The 17,565-nt window shown below is 27.7% G+C and carries 18 protein-coding genes and 1 other annotated feature; of the genes, 7 read left to right on the top strand and 11 right to left on the bottom strand.

Features of this window, described 5'->3' with window-relative positions:
• Positions 1–79: 79 nt before the first annotated feature.
• From CM240_RS14985 to CM240_RS14975, 3 genes are all read left to right on the top strand, one after another.
• Complete coding sequence (locus CM240_RS14985) at positions 80–682, top strand: Hsp20/alpha crystallin family protein (RefSeq protein WP_044040303.1); 603 nt, start codon at positions 80–82, stop codon at positions 680–682.
• A 173-nt stretch (positions 683–855) separates the two neighbouring features.
• Positions 856–1,413: a DUF3267 domain-containing protein gene (locus tag CM240_RS14980; RefSeq protein ID WP_051483889.1), complete on the top strand. Its 558-nt coding sequence runs from the start codon at positions 856–858 to the stop codon at positions 1,411–1,413.
• A gap of 87 nt (positions 1,414–1,500) precedes the next feature.
• On the top strand, positions 1,501–1,803 hold the full coding sequence (locus CM240_RS14975) for a hypothetical protein (RefSeq protein WP_044040302.1): 303 nt from the start codon (positions 1,501–1,503) through the stop codon (positions 1,801–1,803).
• 71 nt (positions 1,804–1,874) lie between these two features.
• On the opposite strand, the gene CM240_RS14970 is transcribed toward CM240_RS14975, so the two are convergent.
• On the bottom strand, positions 1,875–3,908 hold the full coding sequence (locus CM240_RS14970; protein ID WP_044040301.1) for a CotH kinase family protein: 2,034 nt from the start codon (positions 3,906–3,908) through the stop codon (positions 1,875–1,877).
• Between the two features lie 280 nt (positions 3,909–4,188).
• On the opposite strand from CM240_RS14970, the gene lepB (CM240_RS14965) reads away from it, so the two are divergent.
• The 3 genes from lepB (CM240_RS14965) (at position 4,189) to lepB (CM240_RS14955) (ending at position 5,652) form a co-directional block, all read left to right on the top strand.
• Positions 4,189–4,701, top strand: coding sequence for a signal peptidase I (gene lepB, locus CM240_RS14965; RefSeq protein ID WP_044040300.1), 513 nt, complete (start codon positions 4,189–4,191; stop codon positions 4,699–4,701).
• A 62-nt stretch (positions 4,702–4,763) separates the two neighbouring features.
• The gene (locus tag CM240_RS14960; RefSeq protein WP_044040299.1) at positions 4,764–4,967 is read left to right on the top strand and encodes a heavy-metal-associated domain-containing protein; all 204 of its coding nucleotides are present in this window, start codon (positions 4,764–4,766) and stop codon (positions 4,965–4,967) included.
• A gap of 166 nt (positions 4,968–5,133) precedes the next feature.
• On the top strand, positions 5,134–5,652 hold the full coding sequence (gene lepB, locus CM240_RS14955; protein WP_044040298.1) for a signal peptidase I: 519 nt from the start codon (positions 5,134–5,136) through the stop codon (positions 5,650–5,652).
• A 62-nt stretch (positions 5,653–5,714) separates the two neighbouring features.
• Here lepB (CM240_RS14955) and CM240_RS14950 read toward each other — a convergent pair whose 3' ends face one another.
• Positions 5,715–6,185, bottom strand: coding sequence for a YbaK/EbsC family protein (locus CM240_RS14950; protein ID WP_044040297.1), 471 nt, complete (start codon positions 6,183–6,185; stop codon positions 5,715–5,717).
• A 109-nt stretch (positions 6,186–6,294) separates the two neighbouring features.
• Positions 6,295–6,831, bottom strand: a complete 537-nt coding sequence (locus CM240_RS14945) for a hypothetical protein (protein ID WP_044040296.1) — start codon at positions 6,829–6,831, stop codon at positions 6,295–6,297.
• Between the two features lie 254 nt (positions 6,832–7,085).
• Between CM240_RS14945 and CM240_RS14940 the strand changes: the two genes are divergently transcribed.
• Positions 7,086–7,421 carry an SH3 domain-containing protein gene (locus CM240_RS14940; protein WP_044040295.1) on the top strand — a complete coding sequence of 112 codons (336 nt, stop codon included), beginning with the start codon at positions 7,086–7,088 and terminating at the stop codon, positions 7,419–7,421.
• Positions 7,422–7,464: 43 nt separating this feature from the next.
• On the opposite strand, the gene CM240_RS14935 is transcribed toward CM240_RS14940, so the two are convergent.
• The 8 genes from CM240_RS14935 to CM240_RS14900 form a co-directional block, all read right to left on the bottom strand.
• Positions 7,465–7,668, bottom strand: a complete 204-nt coding sequence (locus CM240_RS14935) for a hypothetical protein (RefSeq protein ID WP_044040294.1) — start codon at positions 7,666–7,668, stop codon at positions 7,465–7,467.
• A gap of 89 nt (positions 7,669–7,757) precedes the next feature.
• Positions 7,758–8,020 (bottom strand) — a binding site (T-box leader).
• A 272-nt stretch (positions 8,021–8,292) separates the two neighbouring features.
• A complete protein-coding gene (locus tag CM240_RS14930; RefSeq protein WP_044040293.1) occupies positions 8,293–9,612 on the bottom strand; it encodes an amidohydrolase in 1,320 nt (439 codons plus the stop codon).
• Between the two features lie 87 nt (positions 9,613–9,699).
• Positions 9,700–10,743, bottom strand: coding sequence for an ABC transporter substrate-binding protein (locus tag CM240_RS14925; protein WP_044040292.1), 1,044 nt, complete (start codon positions 10,741–10,743; stop codon positions 9,700–9,702).
• 20 nt (positions 10,744–10,763) lie between these two features.
• On the bottom strand, positions 10,764–11,795 hold the full coding sequence (locus CM240_RS14920; RefSeq protein WP_044040291.1) for an ABC transporter ATP-binding protein: 1,032 nt from the start codon (positions 11,793–11,795) through the stop codon (positions 10,764–10,766).
• A 28-nt stretch (positions 11,796–11,823) separates the two neighbouring features.
• Complete coding sequence (locus CM240_RS14915; RefSeq protein WP_044040290.1) at positions 11,824–12,606, bottom strand: ABC transporter permease; 783 nt, start codon at positions 12,604–12,606, stop codon at positions 11,824–11,826.
• A gap of 1 nt (position 12,607) precedes the next feature.
• A complete protein-coding gene (locus tag CM240_RS14910; RefSeq protein ID WP_044040289.1) occupies positions 12,608–13,438 on the bottom strand; it encodes an ABC transporter permease in 831 nt (276 codons plus the stop codon).
• 333 nt (positions 13,439–13,771) lie between these two features.
• Entirely contained in the window at positions 13,772–15,160 is a 1,389-nt protein-coding gene (locus CM240_RS14905; protein WP_044040288.1) for an MATE family efflux transporter, read from the bottom strand.
• Positions 15,161–15,315: 155 nt separating this feature from the next.
• A complete protein-coding gene (locus CM240_RS14900; RefSeq protein WP_044040287.1) occupies positions 15,316–17,553 on the bottom strand; it encodes an ABC transporter permease in 2,238 nt (745 codons plus the stop codon).
• Between the last annotated feature and the right edge of the window lie 12 nt (positions 17,554–17,565).

The following is a 17,565-nucleotide window of genomic DNA, read 5'->3' as shown; positions in this document are numbered from 1 at the left end:
ATAAATCTTTAAATAAGTATCAACTTTTGATTTTTTTACATAGATATATAATAGAATATTTCTAAAAAGGGGAAATAATATGTTTGGAATGTTCCCATTCAACTGGAGTAACCAACAAAACCTAACAAACCAAAATTACAACAGAAAATGTAACTACAGGTATAATAACTATCCCAATTACAATAGTAAGCAAATTAATAATACAAACTCTATCAATGATATAAATTCTTTTAGTAATCTTATTAATAATATCATGGGACAAATATTATCCAGCGACTTTATTAGCGAATTAATAGATGAAATGGACGAAATAATTAATGAAATGGAAGATGAAAATTGTTACGATGTACAATTACACGATTATGGTGAATATTATATAATACAAGGTTATTTACCAGGAATAGAATTTAGAGATCTTCATATTGAATTTCCTCCTAATAAAGTTATACTTACAATAACACAAAGACAAACCTACTCTAATGGAGTAAATAGCATGATGACTGTAATGAGAACTGGTGGAGATTTGATCAAAACATTTGATGTAGAAGATTTAGATATTCCAAATAGTACTGCATCTTTCGAGGGAAATTTCTTATTAATTACATTAAAAAAGGCACAAAAACAACTATCATCCCCTGATAATAATGTAATTGTCGATATTAATGATTATACAATAGAATAAACCCAAAACTCCTCATTTATAAATGAGGAGTTTTTTTACTAAAATACCTTTTAAATTTAATAACATATATTACAATATTATGATATAATATTGTAATAACCTGTAATATATTATCATTTACTGTTGTTTATTGATATATTATTACATAAATTTGACGAAGAATAGGTGACCTAATGAAATTAAATCAGTTAACTAAAGAAAATTATCATCCTATTGATAAAACAATATCATTTATAAAATTAAATATCTATGGCATGCTTATAACATTGATTTTCTGCACTATTCATATTATTATCTATAATATTATATGGAATAAAAAAGTATTGTTCTTAGATATTAATCTTAAAACAGCTATTGGAATAATCCTTGGAATATTTCTCCATGAATATATTCATGGATTTGTATGGCATTTTTTCTGCGAAGAAAAATGGAAAAGTATAGCTTTTGGTTTCAAATTAAAATCTTTAACACCCTATTCCACTTGTAATGAAGCATTACCTATAAAAAGATATAAACTAGGAGTAATTGCACCATTTTTAATAACTGGAGCTTTGCCTTATATACTAGCTGTCATTTTAAATAATTCTATTTTGCTTTCTATTAGCCTATTTATGACTGCTGGTGCATGTGGAGATTTAATAATTCTTTTTTTATTAAGAAATGAAAAAAAGAGTTCTGTAGTTATAGATCATCCCAAATTAGCGGGATGTATAGTATATCGTAAGAATTAAGGTTTCTTCAAAATCAATCTATAGTTTTTATATTTAAAAATAACATATATAATATATTATTATAGACTTACAAAAGGAGAAACTTTTATGGCGAAAAAAACAAGTAAAAACAATGATCTCTTGAATTCAGCAAAGAGGATAACTTCTAATAAAATATATAGCTTATTGCTAGATTTAGTAAACGATAATAACGAAGACTTAGCTTCTGAAGTTCTGAAGATAGATTATATTTTATCTTACGCTAGTAATTGTATAAAGCAAAAAGATTTTTCTGCAGCTAAAGAAGCAATATCTAAAAGTGAAACCAGAATTGCAATGTTAAAAGATAAAGGTGTTAACGTAGACCACTTAGAATATTTACACAAAGGTATTAAAAAGAAATGTAGATAATATTCTACATTTCTTTTTACCTATAAATAATACTTAGTTATTAGTACTATTTGAGTATTTTAAATAGAAATCTATCTTCTTCTAATGAAATATCCAACGCCTGTTAAAATTGTACCTACTATTATTGATAACTTTACACCAATACCACCAGTTTTAGTAAGTGATATTATACTATCATTTGCATCATCTGTGCTTTTTTCCGAAGAATTATCTTCTGTAGTAACAGTCTCATTAGAATTAGTATTTGTAACATTATTGGAGTTACTATTATCCGAATTGTTTCCATTTGTAGAATCATTAGTATCTTCACCAGAAGTATTATCACTTGAAGTACTATCATTTTGTTGATTATTGCTATCTTCTGATTCACCTGGAATAGGATTTACTGGCACATATCCTGTACCCCCTTCTCCAGGAAATTCTGGTGGATTACCTTCACCTGGATTACCCGGACCTCCTTCACCTGGAGGATTTCCTTGTGCTCCTTGTCCAGCACCTCCAACATTATCACCAATTTCATTTAAGTTTATTCCATCACTTGATACTTCTGAAAAATCATCATTTATCTGATTTAAAACAGCAGTAGCTCTTTGAGTATTTAATTTCTTTAAATTATCACATGCTGAAATAAATCTATCATAATCATAAAATGCTGTAGGATCAGTTTTAACTGCTTCCTCTAATATATCTTTATAGTTATCAATTTCAGTTGAAAAATGATCTTTTTCATAAGTAACACCATTTACTTTTCCACCAATTGATGCTATTTTAGCACAATCTTCGAGATATCCTTCATAAACTTCACGATATTCATCATTTTGTAATAGCACATTCAATAATGGACGTTCTGCTAATGTTACATTTATAACTGGATTATCAATAGAGAAATTTATCATTTCTGATGCACTGCTTGTACCATATGCACCAAAAGAATAATTATAATCCCAAGGTATAATTGTTACTTTTCCATCTACTTCATAGAGACAATAATTTTGTTCTTTTTCAGATTGATAACTATCTAAATTAACAAGATATGTATTTACAGCAAAATATCTCAAAATTTCGTCTACATCTAAAATTTCTTCAACAGACTTTTTATATTTTTCTGTGTTTGGGTTTTCAGAACTACTTAATTCATTTAATTTTTTCATCCAAGAAAATAAATTATTTAAATCTGTACGTACTTCCTCTTCCTCTTTTTCTTCATAGTCACTAATAGTTGCACCATATTCTTTATTATCTAATAGACCTGTATAGTTACTTAATAGATTACTACCATCTGAATATGTAGATAAATCAAAGTTATATGTACCATCAGAATTTAATAAATTATCTAAATCACTTTTATAAATTAAATCTCCACCAGGTGCTTCAGCAGTATATAATGCTCCATCAGAATTTCCAGTTGTACGCTTCATAAGACTTTTGTCTACTTTTTCTACCATCATATATACGCCCCAAAACTCACCATTAACATTCAACTTCACGAGACAATAATATGGTGTTGGGATTCCCATTTCTGTCATTAGCTCATATGAAAGATATTCTTTCATCATAGATGCATCCCCATATATATTATTTAAACTGAACTTTTCCAATCCATAAAAATTCTGATCACTGACAAACTTTTTAGTATTTACTGTAAAACTGAACCTATCAGAATCAGATGCCCATACAGAATTAAGGGTCAAATTCCCCTTTGTTTTAATACCTACATTTTCAATTTTTTCATCACCAATTGAAATAGATGAAGCTAATACATTAGGTTTGTCTATTGCATTTTGTAGCATATAATTCCAGTTGTCTTCGCTAATAGTGATATTAACATCTTGTAATTTTTCAGTATCAAATAGTTTTGAATACTTTCCCTTCTTCGCGCTTGCTTGTATAGATTCATCAACTGTATAGTCTTCTGGTACTGTATTATCAGGTGATTCAACTATTGTAGATGATCCATGACTATAACTTTCACTATTAGGATTTTGTTGAATATTACTTGGTGGTACCAATGAAGTATCATTGTTTCCTGCAGCCACTACAGGCATAGTGCCAAATATCAATGATATTACTGTTAGTGACACTATTTTTCTTAACTTATTACTCATACAATTTCTCCTTTACTAAAATCTATGTAAGTTAAGCCTTATAATATCTTATGCTGAAATTATTATATAATTATATCCCAAATAAAAACTATATTTAGTATAATACTCAATTATGTCATATTTGTGTCATTTTATATATATATTTCTATTTCTTCATTCCTATATAATTACACAATATTATCTTTTTTGACTTTTTTCGTTAAAATAGAATATATATGGAAATGATTTCTATTATATGTTATAATAATATTACAATTTTTCTTTAAGATGGTGATGAAATATGACGAAAAAAATAATATATGAAATAAAAAATTCTTTAAATTCTGCCATACTAGCTTTACTAGTATCTATTATAATTTCACAATTTGCACAATTAGTAACTGTTTCAGGTAAATCTATGGAAGGTACATTAAAAAACAATGATAAATTAATTATTAGTAAAATAGCTTATAATAAAACTTCCCCTCAATATAAAGATATTGTTATTATTAATAAGAATGGATATAAAATAATAAAAAGAGTTATTGGGGTTCCGGGAGATAATATAAAAATAACTTCTAATAAAGTCTTCATAAATGGTCAAGAACTCGTTGAAGAATATATTAATACTAAAGAGAGAATTGAAAATTCCTGTGATATAGATGTAACTTTAAAAGATGATGAAATTTTTGTTATGGGCGATAATAGAAATCATTCATTAGATTCAAGAGATAGTTATATAGGTATCATAAATTATAAAAAGAACGTCATAGGTAAAGTACTATTTAGCGTATATCCATTTAAGGAAATCTAGGAGTATAAATATAAAAATATAGTACATAATATTCATATAAAATATTAATAAGGAGATGTATTATGTATCGAGAACATTATCTTGTAAATGGATTAACAAATTCAAATATGAAAACACAAGTTAAAAATGCCCTAAAAGATATTGATGGTGTTAATCAAGTATGGGTTAATCTAGCGAAAGAAACTGTAGAAGTGATTTATAATGAACCAGCAACTGAAGCAGAAATCATAAGCTGTATTGAAAATACAGGTCATAACGTAGAATAATATTAATAAGAACAGATAGAATATTTCTATCTGTTCTTATTAATATATAGAATAGATTTAACCATTCTGATATAATTAAAATATATTATATAGTTTTTTAGAAATAAATAAAATGTCTTAATTTTATCTAGAACAAAAGTTAACTAATATGTAAAGAAGGAATTTTATGAAAAAAGAATTGATAAAGTCTATTAAAGAATGGGGATTTATTGTATTAATAGCTCTAGTAATTTCCATTATCATTTCTCAATTTGTCCAAGTTGTTACTGTGTCAGGTCAATCAATGAAAAATACTTTAAATGATTCTGATAAATTAGTTATGAGTAAAATAGCATACAAAAATCATAAACCTAAATATAAAGATATTGTTATTATACAAAGAAAAGATAAACTTATTGTTAAAAGAGTCATTGGTGAACCTGGTGATAAAGTGGAAATAATAGACAATAAAGTCTACATAAATGGAAATGAATTAATCGAAAATTATATTAACGAGGATGATAAGATGAATAATTGTCCCGAAATAAAAGTTACACTAAATGATGATGAAATTTTTGTTATGGGTGATAATAGAAATCACTCATTAGATTCACGAGATAGCAGAGTTGGCGTAATTAATTATAAAAAAGATGTAGTTGGCAAAATAGTTTTTAGAGTATTTCCTATGTCACATTTAGATGTATAAGATAGCATTCTATGATAAATTTATCATAGAATGCTATTATTATTTAATATGTAAAACCATCATTAATTCCATTCTTTACAAACATCCACCCACTCAATATATCCTGAATATTTTTCCAACTCTTCAATAGTTAATTCTATTGCACTATTACTACTACCACAAGCTGGAAATACTGTTTCAAATCGCTTTAGCGATATATCAAGATAAACTGAAATTCCTTCATTGATACCAAATGGACAAACTCCCCCAACGCCATGTCCAACTAATTCTAGAACTTCATCAGATGAAAGCATTTTTGCTTTTTTATGAAATTTTGATTTATATTTCCCATTATCTATCTTTGCATCTCCAGCAGCAACTATAAGAATTACATTATCATCTACTTTAAAAGATAATGTCTTTGCAATTCTATTTTCCTCACAATTAAGAGCCTCAGCTGCTAATTGTACTGTTGCACTAGAAACCTGAAATTCTTGTATTCTTTCCTCTATTCCAAATTTCTCAAAATACTTCCTTACTCTTTCAATTGCCATCTTTATTCGCCCCTTTCATAAAAAATATTCTTTAAAAATAACATTAAATTTATTATACATCAAAAAGAATAATATTTTAACTTAGAGCGAATTATCATAAATCTACATATTATTTAAAAATTTTATTCCAAAGTTTTTTATTCTCTTTCCTCTCCTTCAATTCTATTTCTAACTTTCTTCGTTGATCTAGTTTTTCTTTAATTTCAGTAAGTTTTTTATCAAACTCTTCAAAATGACTCTCCATTGATATCTTTTTTAAATCTTTTTCTTGCTCCTGCTTTAAAATCATCTGACTATTTTCTATTAACTTCTGTAAAGTTCTAATTTGATTATCTTTCTCTTTTATCTGCATATCTTTTTCATTAAGCTGTCCAATAACTGCCTCTATTAGTCCTTGATTCAACTCACTTATCTCATTAGCTTCATTAATATCTTCTACTACAGAGCCATTAATACTTACCTTAATATCATGAGGGTTATCTTCTTTTTTACTATCTAATTCATCTTTAATTACATCAAACAATCTATCGGTAATATATTTTTTTCCTTTTTTTATAATCACTTCATCTGGAAATTTTCTAAGTTTAGAATAAATTGTAACCTTACTAATATCTAGTTCATTAGCTATTTCTTCTACTGTATACATATTCTCACCTACCTTATTTAAGATATATAATTCATATTCTACATTTTACATTAATTTCCTTTTATTCTTGTATATTTTCTTATGTTAGAATTGATGTATTATAAAGTGTTTTTTTCTTGTATATATTATCTCATTTTTTATGAAGTTAATAATAATGAAATTTATTTTAAAATTATTTCTTGTAATTATTTACATATTTTAAATATTGTGGTATATTTGAAATGTAAACAAAATATATTTTAGGAGATGATACTATGAAAAAAAGATTTATTATTCTAGCATTGATCTCAACACTAACTTTAACAGAAGGCGTTACAATAGCTAATGCTGGAACTATTTCTAAACCAGCAAGTAATGTAAACCTTCTATCAGCTAAAGCTTCAGTAAATTACAAGGCAAAAATAACAGAAAACATGGTTGCATTAAGAAAAAGCCCAAGTACAAGTTCTACCAGACTAGGATTATTAGCAAAAGGAACTATAGTAACTGTAACTGGATCTTCTTTTAATACTGGACAATATAATTGGGTACCAGTAACATATAATGGTATTAGTGGATATGTTGTTGCTTCTTATGTACAAGCTATATAATATACATAAAAAAGACTGCTAAAGCAGTCTTTTTTATATTTAATCACTTTTCCAATGATATTAAAGAATTCATATCTACTGTATGCCCTAAATGTATATCAGGTGCACTAGGATCAAGTCCCAATTTAACGATCAGTGGTTTATCATTTTCTTTAGATTTCTTAAGTTTTTCTTTTAAAGACTCAATATCTATTACTTCATCTACCCCTTTCAATATTATCTTCATTTCTTCATCTATATTAATCATTTATAACTTCCTCCAAATCTTTATTTTTACTAAATCATTGAGGGCCCTTCAATTTTCTAGTTTAGATATAAAAAAAAGCTTTCATCCTGTAAAAGGACGAAAGCATTACTTACGTGTTACCACCTTAATTTATTATTATCTCACAATAATAACCTCTTCAAGTACTCCAAATAAAGTTTTGGGTTATACTCTAGCACTATAACGTGTGCGATACGATATCTGCCTACTGGTTGTTATCTTTGGGAGATACTGCTCAGAGATGTATTCAGATTAATTCATTTTGTGATTCTCACCAACCAGCAACTCTCTTAAAAACTCTATTAATCTTACTATTTCTCTTCAAAGCTTTAACTTATTTTTTATAATTTTACATTGCGATTTAATATTTGTCAACCTAAAAAAGTATATTACTAGTTATATTTAATCATACTATTTCAGAAGGAGATGATTCTATGGACTATAAAATTGCTGATATAACTAAAAAGGACTGTGAAGCCATTACAGATGCAGAAAAGTTAATGAAAGAAAAAACAGGTAAAGACTTTGTACTTATTGCTTGGGAAAAAAATTAATTCTATATATTTATATTTAAGGGCTGCTGATTTAGTCAACAGTCCTTATTACCTATAATATTTTTGCTATTTTATCTATATCATCTTTTAATTCAATTAATTCGCTTCTTATTTTTCTAAATTCTGATGATACTAATTTCTTGTTATTAACAACAATATTTCCATCAACTATTACTGTATCAACATTTGATGGATTAGCAGAATAAACAATAGTAGAATAATAATCATAAATAGGTTGCATATTTACTGATTCTGTTTCTATTAAGACCAAATCTGCTTTTTTACCTATCTCTATAGATCCTATCTCATCAGCCATTGATAGTACCTTGGCTCCTCCAATTGTTGCCATTTCTAGAATTTCAATTGATGGTAATACTGTTCTATCATTAGAACTTAACTTATGAATCTTTCCTACTAGGCTCATCTGTGTAATAATATCTAATGTATTTCCACTCATTGGACCATCTGTTCCAAGCCCAATATCTATTCCTCTCTCTTTCATTTTAATAATTGGTGCTACACCTTTAGCACCTTTAGCATTTGCTCCAATATTATGAGATACCTTAACATTTTTAGATTTTAATATCTCTATATCATCATCATTAACTAGAATACTATGAGCTGATATAAAATTATCATCTAAAACTCCAAGTTTATCTAGATATTGCACTGGTGTTATACCATATTCATTAGCATATTTTTCTGCCTCATAATCCATTTCAGCTACATGCATCGTTAATGGAACATCATACTCTTTTGACAGCTTATAAGCCGCTATTAATGATTCATCGCTATTAGTATATGGTGCATGAGGAGCAATTCCTGGTGTTATAAGTGAGTCACCTTTCCACTTTTTGATAAAAGCTTTTGAATATTCTAAACCACCAAAACTCTCTTTAGCATCTGGTGCAGGAAAATTTATTATCGTCTCGCAAAGAATACCTCTAATATTTAATTCTTTAGCTGCCTTTGCCACTTCATCTTCAAAATAGTACATATCACAAAAAGTTGTGACACCACCTAAAAGCATTTCTGCAATGGCATATTTTGCTCCAATATAAACTAATTTTTCGTCTACTAATTTTTGTTCTAATGGAAACAGATATCTTTTCAATCGATCTTTATAATCATCTGCTAAACTTCTAAATGGTACCATTGAAGCATGAGTATGACAGTTTATCATACCTGGTATCAAAATTCCATCATTACCATCTATTATTCTATCTACATTTTTATAATTATTCTTTATTGAGTTATTTCCAACATCTATTATTCTATTTCCATTAATAACAACTACACCATTTTCTATTATCTCTTTTTCATTATTCATCGTTAATATCGTTACATTTTCAATTATCATTATACTATCCATAATATTTTCCTTTCAAACCCTCTTCAATGCTAGAAAAAGGCTATCACTTTTAAATTTTTAGTGAATAGCCTTTTAAATTGATATTTATTACTTGTTCATTATTCTATTCCAACTATCTACCCATGAATTCATTTTTGAATTTACGAATTTGTAATCAATAGTTTTTCCATTTTCTACTGTAGCACCAAAAGTTAAATTACCTACTTTTGCTTCATCTAATACAACTTTATTATTAACAGGTGAATCACCTAAGTTTTCAGCAGCTCTTAATTGAACTTCTTCACTTAATAAATAGTTTATAAATTCATATGCTAAATCTTTATTCTTAGAATTTTTATTTATATTTATAGTATTAAAGTTTAAGTATGTTCCTGATGCTGGCACTATATATTCAGCTTCTGGCTTAACATTTGCAATAGTTCCATAAGCAAAATCAGCAGATATTGCAGCTACGATTTCACCACTTGAAAACATATTTGCTAAATCTGAAGATTTACTATATGTCTTAACTACATTTGGTTTTAATGCTTCTAATTCTTTAAATGCTGCTTCTCCATTATCACTTTCAAGTGGCACTCCTGCTTTATCTGCAGCAATGGCAAGTACTGCTGGACCATTAGTAGTAGTTATATCTGGTATTGCTATTTTACCTTTAAGTTCAGGCTTCCATAAGTCTTCCCATGTATTAACTTCTATACCAGCTGAAGTATCTACTACTATTCCTATACTATTTACAGTGTAAGCAGGACCAAATCCTCTATCTACTGTCTTCTTAGCTACTTCTATTAATTCTTTACTATTTGGTATTTTTGAATAATCTACTTTTTCAAATAAATCACTTTCTATACCTTGTTCTGCAAATGATTCTGCAAGATACATTAAGTCTATATTTGAATTTGGGTTATTTTGAAGTTTTGTTAATCTTTCTGAATTGTTTCCAACTTCTAAAACTACATCAACTCCATACTTTTCTTCAAATGGAGTAAATATATTTTCTTTTAATAAGTCTTCACTTAATCCCCAAGTAGAGATTACAAGCTTATTATTAGTCTTCTTTTCTCCTCCACATCCTACTAAAGCTGTTGCTGTTACTACTGCTGTTAATAATGCTGCTAATAATCTTTTTTTCATTTGTATTCCTCCAACTTTTTTTAAACTAATACTATTTTATTACTTGGTAATTCAAGTATTATTTTATCACCTTTATTATATACAACGGTATTATCTCCGTTTACAGTAATATTACCTATAGAAGTCTTAACCTCATATTGATATGATTTACCTAAGAAGGTTCTTATCTCTACTATTCCCTCTATAGTGTTATCTATTCTTTTTTCTAATATTCTTATATCATCTGGTCTTATAGTACCTTTTGCAGTTTCTTTTTCTTTATGTTTTTCAACATTAAATATTACACCAGATTTATCTTTATATACACCATCAGAAACTTTTGTTAATTCTATGAAGTTTTCAAAACCAACAAATCTTGCTACAAACTCTGTACTAGGATTTGAATATATATTTTCTGGTGTATCAAACTGCTCAATTACACCTTTATTAAGCACTGCAACTCTATCTGATATTGAAAAACATTCTTCTTGATCATGAGTTACAAATAATGTTGTAATTCCTAACTTTTGTTGAAGCTTTCTAATTTCAACTCTCATTTTTAATCTTAATTTCGCATCAAGATTACTTAGCGGTTCATCAAGAAGTAATAAACTTGGCTCAATAACTAATGCTCTTGCTATAGCTACTCTTTGTCTTTGCCCACCTGATAATTCCTTTGGATATCTTTTAGCAAGATGTGCCATATCAACTACTTCTAACATTTCTGAGACCTTTCTATTTATCTCATCTTTCTTAACCTTTTTCATCTTTAATCCAAATGCAACATTTTCCTCAACAGTTAAATGTGGAAATAACGCATAACTCTGAAAAACTAATCCAAAATTTCTCTTATGAACAGGAACATTTGTATAATCCTTATCACCTAAAATAAATTTACCACCTGTTGGTTCTATAAATCCTGCTACTACTCTTAATGTAGTAGTTTTCCCACAACCACTTGGTCCTAATAGTGATACTAACTCACCTTCATTAATTTTTAAATTAAGATTTTCTAAAATTTTGTTTTTTCCATCATATGATACATCTATATTCTCTAAGTTTATCAATTCCATATTTATCCTCCAAAGTATTGCTTCGTTTTTATGATACAAATTTACCTAATCCTAATGTCTTTTCTGCTACAAACATAACTCCAATAGTTATTAGCATTAAAATTACTGATAACGCTGAAACTGTAGGATCATAATTATACTCAACATAATTCATCATAGTTATTGGCAATGTACTAACACCTGGACCTGTTAAAAACATTGAAACTGGTACATTGTTAAAAGAATTAATAAATGCCAACATAAAAGAAGCAATTATACCTGATGTTATATTTGGCATTACAACTTTAAAAAATGTTTCTAACTTCGTACATCCAAGACTTACTGCAGCTTCTTCTATTGAATAATCTACTCCTTCTAAACTTGATCCTACTACTCTAATAATATAAGGAACTATTACTAAAGTATGACCTATAAATAAACTCATATATATACTTAGTCCAAGCTTAACAATAAGGAATTGAAACAGTGAAAAACCTACCACTATTCCTGGTACTATAAGTGGTGAGAAAAAGAAACTTTTTAACGCACCTTTTCCTTTAAAATTTCCTCTACTTAATCCATAAGCAGCTGGAACTCCTATAATCAAAGCTATCAATGTTGAAATTCCTGATATTACAAAACTAATAACCATACTACTCATAAAACTTTGTGAATTAAAAACATTTAAGAACCACTTAAGTGTAAAGCCCTTAGGTGGAAATGCTATATAACTTTCTGTGCCAATACTTGTCATGGCTATTATAACAAGGGGCGCAAATAAGAAAATGTATACTAATACAACAAACAAAGTTAATAATTTTCCTTTTTTCATATTATGAAACACCTCTCTTATCCATTCTTGACGCTAAGAAATTAATGCCTTTTATAACAATAAGAGTTGTTACTATCATTATAGTTGCTACAACTGCAGCCCCTTGCCAATCCCCTAGTGTCATAGTTTTTTGATATATAAGCGTAGCAAGCACCGTGTTTTTATTACCTCCTAATAACTGAGGTGTTGTATATGCAGTTAATGACCCTGTGAATACTAACACTGTTCCTACTATTAATCCTGGTAAACTTAATGGAAATATAACTTTAAAAAAGGCTTTTATCTTATTAGCACCTAAGCTTTCAGCAGCTTCTAATAAGTCTTTTTCAATATTCTCCATAACCCCTATTAATGAAATAATCATAAGTGGTAAGAAAATATATACTGTTCCAACTATTATAGCTCCTTCAGTATATAATAATGATAATGGCTCGCTAATTATATTTAGCTTTAACAATAAAGTATTTATAACACCATTTTTACCAAGTATACTCATCCAAGCAAAAGATCTTACCACCGAATTGGTAAGTATAGGGAATACTGTTAACGCTATAAATAATCCTCTAACTTTTTGTGATGTTCTAGATATGTAATATGCTACTGGTACTCCAATAATCATACATATAATAGAAGATAGTAAAGAGATTTTTAGTGTTCGATAAAATACACTAAACATATAATCATCTTTAAAGAAATCCATATATAATTTTAATGAAAATCCCCCATTCTCATTAAATGTCGGGAAAATAGTCCTTAATAATGGCGTAATCATAAAATATAGTATCAATACTAGACAAGGTATAAATAAAAGATATGTCCACTTTTTCTTCATTTGTTAATTCTCCTCTTAAAACAATTATAACGAACATTTTTTATTTTATGTAATTTAAAGTACGTATTTATTTTAATATTATACATGCTACTCTGTCAACAATATTCGACATTTTCTAATGATGTTTTTATATTTTTTATAATTTAATTTTACTTTTTATTACATCTTAGCAAATAATTGAACTATATTTAAATTTACACCTTGTAATATAAGGTTTTATGCTAAATGATTATGTATAAACTACTTGTTCTTATATAATGCATATTTGAAATATAAAAATACGTGACGTAATATTAATTTTTAAAATTAAACATTACGCCACGTACATCATAATTATGCATTTGATATAGATTTTGAAATATTAAAATTTTCTCTGTTCCTTCGTACCCATATAAAGCAAATAATATGAACTATAATCGTTATTATCCATGTTATAGGATAAGATTCATAAATAATATTAATTGTATGGAACTCTTTAATTTGAAAAACCGTCGCGAGCCATAATAATCTTAGTCCGCAAGCTCCAATTAGTGAAACTATCATCGGCATAATTGAAAAGCCCATTCCTCGTAATGAGCCTACCATTACATCCATTATCCCACATAATGCATAAGTCTTTGCAACAATTCCTAACCGAACCATTCCTGCATTTACTACACTAGGACTAGATGTATACATCCTTAAAAGAGGATGTCCAAAATATAATACTAGATTTCCAAAAACGATTCCCACAGTTATGACACATATTTGACATGTAATCAAAACCTTATCGACTCTTTTATAATTACCAGACCCCATATTCTGGCTAGTGAAAGAAATCGCCCCTTGATAAAATGCATTCATAGAAACATAGACAAATCCCTCAATGTTAGCAGCTGCTGAGTTTCCTGCAACAACGACTCCTCCAAATGAATTAACTGAAGACTGAATAACCACATTGGATAACGCAAATATTATCCCTTGAAATCCTGCTGGCAACCCAATCTTTAATATTTCTACAAATTTACCTTTATCAATATGTAATTTATTAATGACTAATTTAAGTGGCCCTCTTTCTTTAATCAAACATCTCATTATTAAAAATGCAGATGTACCTTGTGAAATTACTGTTGCCATAGCTACTCCCGCTACATCCATTTTCAATACAATTACAAAGAAAAGATTAAGGACTACATTAATTACACCAGCTCCAAATAAATAATATAATGGTCTCTTAGTATCTCCTATAGATCTTAAAATTGAACTTCCAAAGTTGTATATCATAGTAGCTGTCATACCTAGAAAGAAAATTCTTAGATAAATAGTAGCTAAATCAATAATATCTTTCGGTGTTTGCATTAATATTAAGATTCTTCTCGCTCCAATTACACCTACTATTGTTAATATAATTCCACTAAAAATACTTAATAGCATAGCTGTATGAACAGTTTTACTTAATTCCTGTTCTTTTTTACCACCATATTCTTTTGCAGCCAAAACATTTGCACCTATTGATAAACCCACAAACAAATTTGTTAAAAGATTTATAAGTGCTGTGTTGGAACCAACTGCTGCTAATGAATTATCTCCAGCAAATCTACCTACAACAACAACATCTGCAGCATTAAATAGTAATTGTAAAATGCTTGAACACATAAGTGGTACAGCAAAGATAAGTAATTTTTTTAGTATTGGTCCATTACACATATCTATTTCATAATTTTTCTTATCTCTTTTTTCCATCTTCACTCATCCTCTGTTAAATTTTTATATTAATACATTTTTTTATTTTATCACTATTGTAATAGTTATTCAAATATAGAAATTTCTAATATATAAAAATCTACTTAGCTTGCCCATTTCACAAGTTAAGTAGATTTTTATATAAAGTTATTTCATTATTCTATAGTTTTCAACGCTACATCCATACGAACCTTCTTTATCTTATAAAATTGAAAAGCTGATATTATTGTATAAGCTAAAATACCTATTAAAAACATTTTAACATATAAGCTATAAGAAATTGTTAAATAAATCCAACCGGAATATCCAGCCATAATATTTCTATAAATCATATTAATTATAAATTTTGAAATTGGTATACTAAGAATAATTGATAATAGTACTACAATAGTAGTTGAAAAAATATATAGTTTGCTTATTTCTTTATTGGAATAACCTAAAATTTTTACCATGGAAATTGATAGTGAATTCTTTTCTATTACAACTTTTGATAATAAATATATGAGAACCATATAAAGTATAACAGCAAAAATTTTCACCATATTAAACATACCTCCCATAGATTTATCTAGTTGCCTTGATAATTTTGTTAGATCATCTTCAGTAACTATTGAAGCTATCATTGATTTATCGATATTTGTAATTTCTTCATCAGAGAAGTATCCATTAAAATAATCTTCTTTATTATCAAAAATATCATTAAAATAATCTCTATTTATAAAAATACTTAAACTAGCTGGATAATGATATATTTTACTAACCTTAAACTCGTATTTTTTTGTTCCATATTGCTCTTTTAATGTTATAATATCCCCTATCTTTAAAGAATATTTTTCAGAAAATCCATCAGAAATACATACCTCTTTATCCTTGATATTTACATCAATATATTTACTTTTCGATTCAATGCCATAAATGCTTATCTCTTCTTCATTATCAGTATTATATGTTTTTAGTGATTGCACAGCATATTTTTCAACATCATCATTTTTTATTTCAATTGGAGCCTTTAAAATATATTGATATTTAGAAACCATGTTTTCTATAACTTCATTTTTATAATTATCTATTAAAGGAACCATCATCAGCCCAAACATAAGAATTATATTAGCAAAAATTACACCTATAAACATTACTATATAGTTTGATGAATTTTGCAGCACTATTCTTAAACGAAATCTTGTTAAAAACTTAAATGGAGGCAATTTTACTAACTTTTTTCTTTGTTTCTTTGATAGATTTCTACGAAGAAATTTTTGTGGTGATAAAGATAATTTATTAGTCAGTATAGTAACATTTATAATCATTATAATAATTATTGGTATAATAGTTGTAAGTATAAAAGCTTCACTAGTCCATATAGTTTTATAAGTAGGAAGACTATAGCTTCCATAATATAAATTTACCACTATGTCCTTGAATACGCTATATCCAAGGATGTTACCCAATACAGCTGATACCAATGTTACAATAATTGGCATAGCCATATAAGTAAAAATTAATTCTTTTTTTGAGTATCCCATTGCACGAAGAGTACCTATTATTGTAGCCTCGTTGTTTATAGTATTACTGGTAATAATCGCAAAGATAAATCCAATTATAATTGTAAGAATATACATTAGCACTATCATCATTGTTTTATCTCCACCCATATCGTCACCAGCAAAGTTTATAGCAGAATTTATATATCTAGGAGTAAATTTACTTATCTTATATTCTTCGCTGATTAAGTTATAAAGATCCTCACCTTTTTCTTTTGCTTCGATATCATCTTTTGGACTTATACAATATTTCCATGAATAGCTATAATGTAAGTCATCTTTGTCAAATAAATTAAACTTCTCACTACTAACAACAGCTACACCAAACTTAATGGAGTCAAACATAATATCATTATTATCTGAAAAAAGTGCGCTATAGTCTGATAAAGCAACTAGTCCTGAAATCTTAAGCTTCTCATCACCAACTTTAATTTCATCACCTACACTAAGATTATTATTATCAGCATACATTCTATCAATAGCAATTTCATTTGTACCCTTTGGAAATTCGCCCTTCATAATACAAACTTTATTTACAGTATCACGATTTTTAAAAATTCTTAAAGTGCTATTATTCACAGTTTTCATTTCCACATAATAATTACTATATATTTTAGCATCTTCATACTTATCAAATATAGTTTCACTAGCCTCATTAGTAAGTTCAAAATTTCCATCCTCAATATTATACTTTTCAAAACTCTCATCATAAGCTTGTTTCATACTGTTACCAGCTACAAGAAACCCTGAAACAAAGCTTATAGTTACTAACATAAAAAGAAATATAATTATATATTTCTCTATCCCATATCTAAATTCTTTTACTATTTTTTTCGTTAATGGATTCTTCATGTTAATCATCCC

Origin of the sequence: Clostridium bornimense (genome assembly GCF_000577895.1) — a bacterium.
Taxonomy (GTDB): Bacteria; Bacillota; Clostridia; order Clostridiales; family Clostridiaceae; genus Clostridium_AN; species Clostridium_AN bornimense.
Note: the sequence above shows the minus strand (reverse complement) of the source record. Positions and strands in the feature narration are given on the sequence as shown.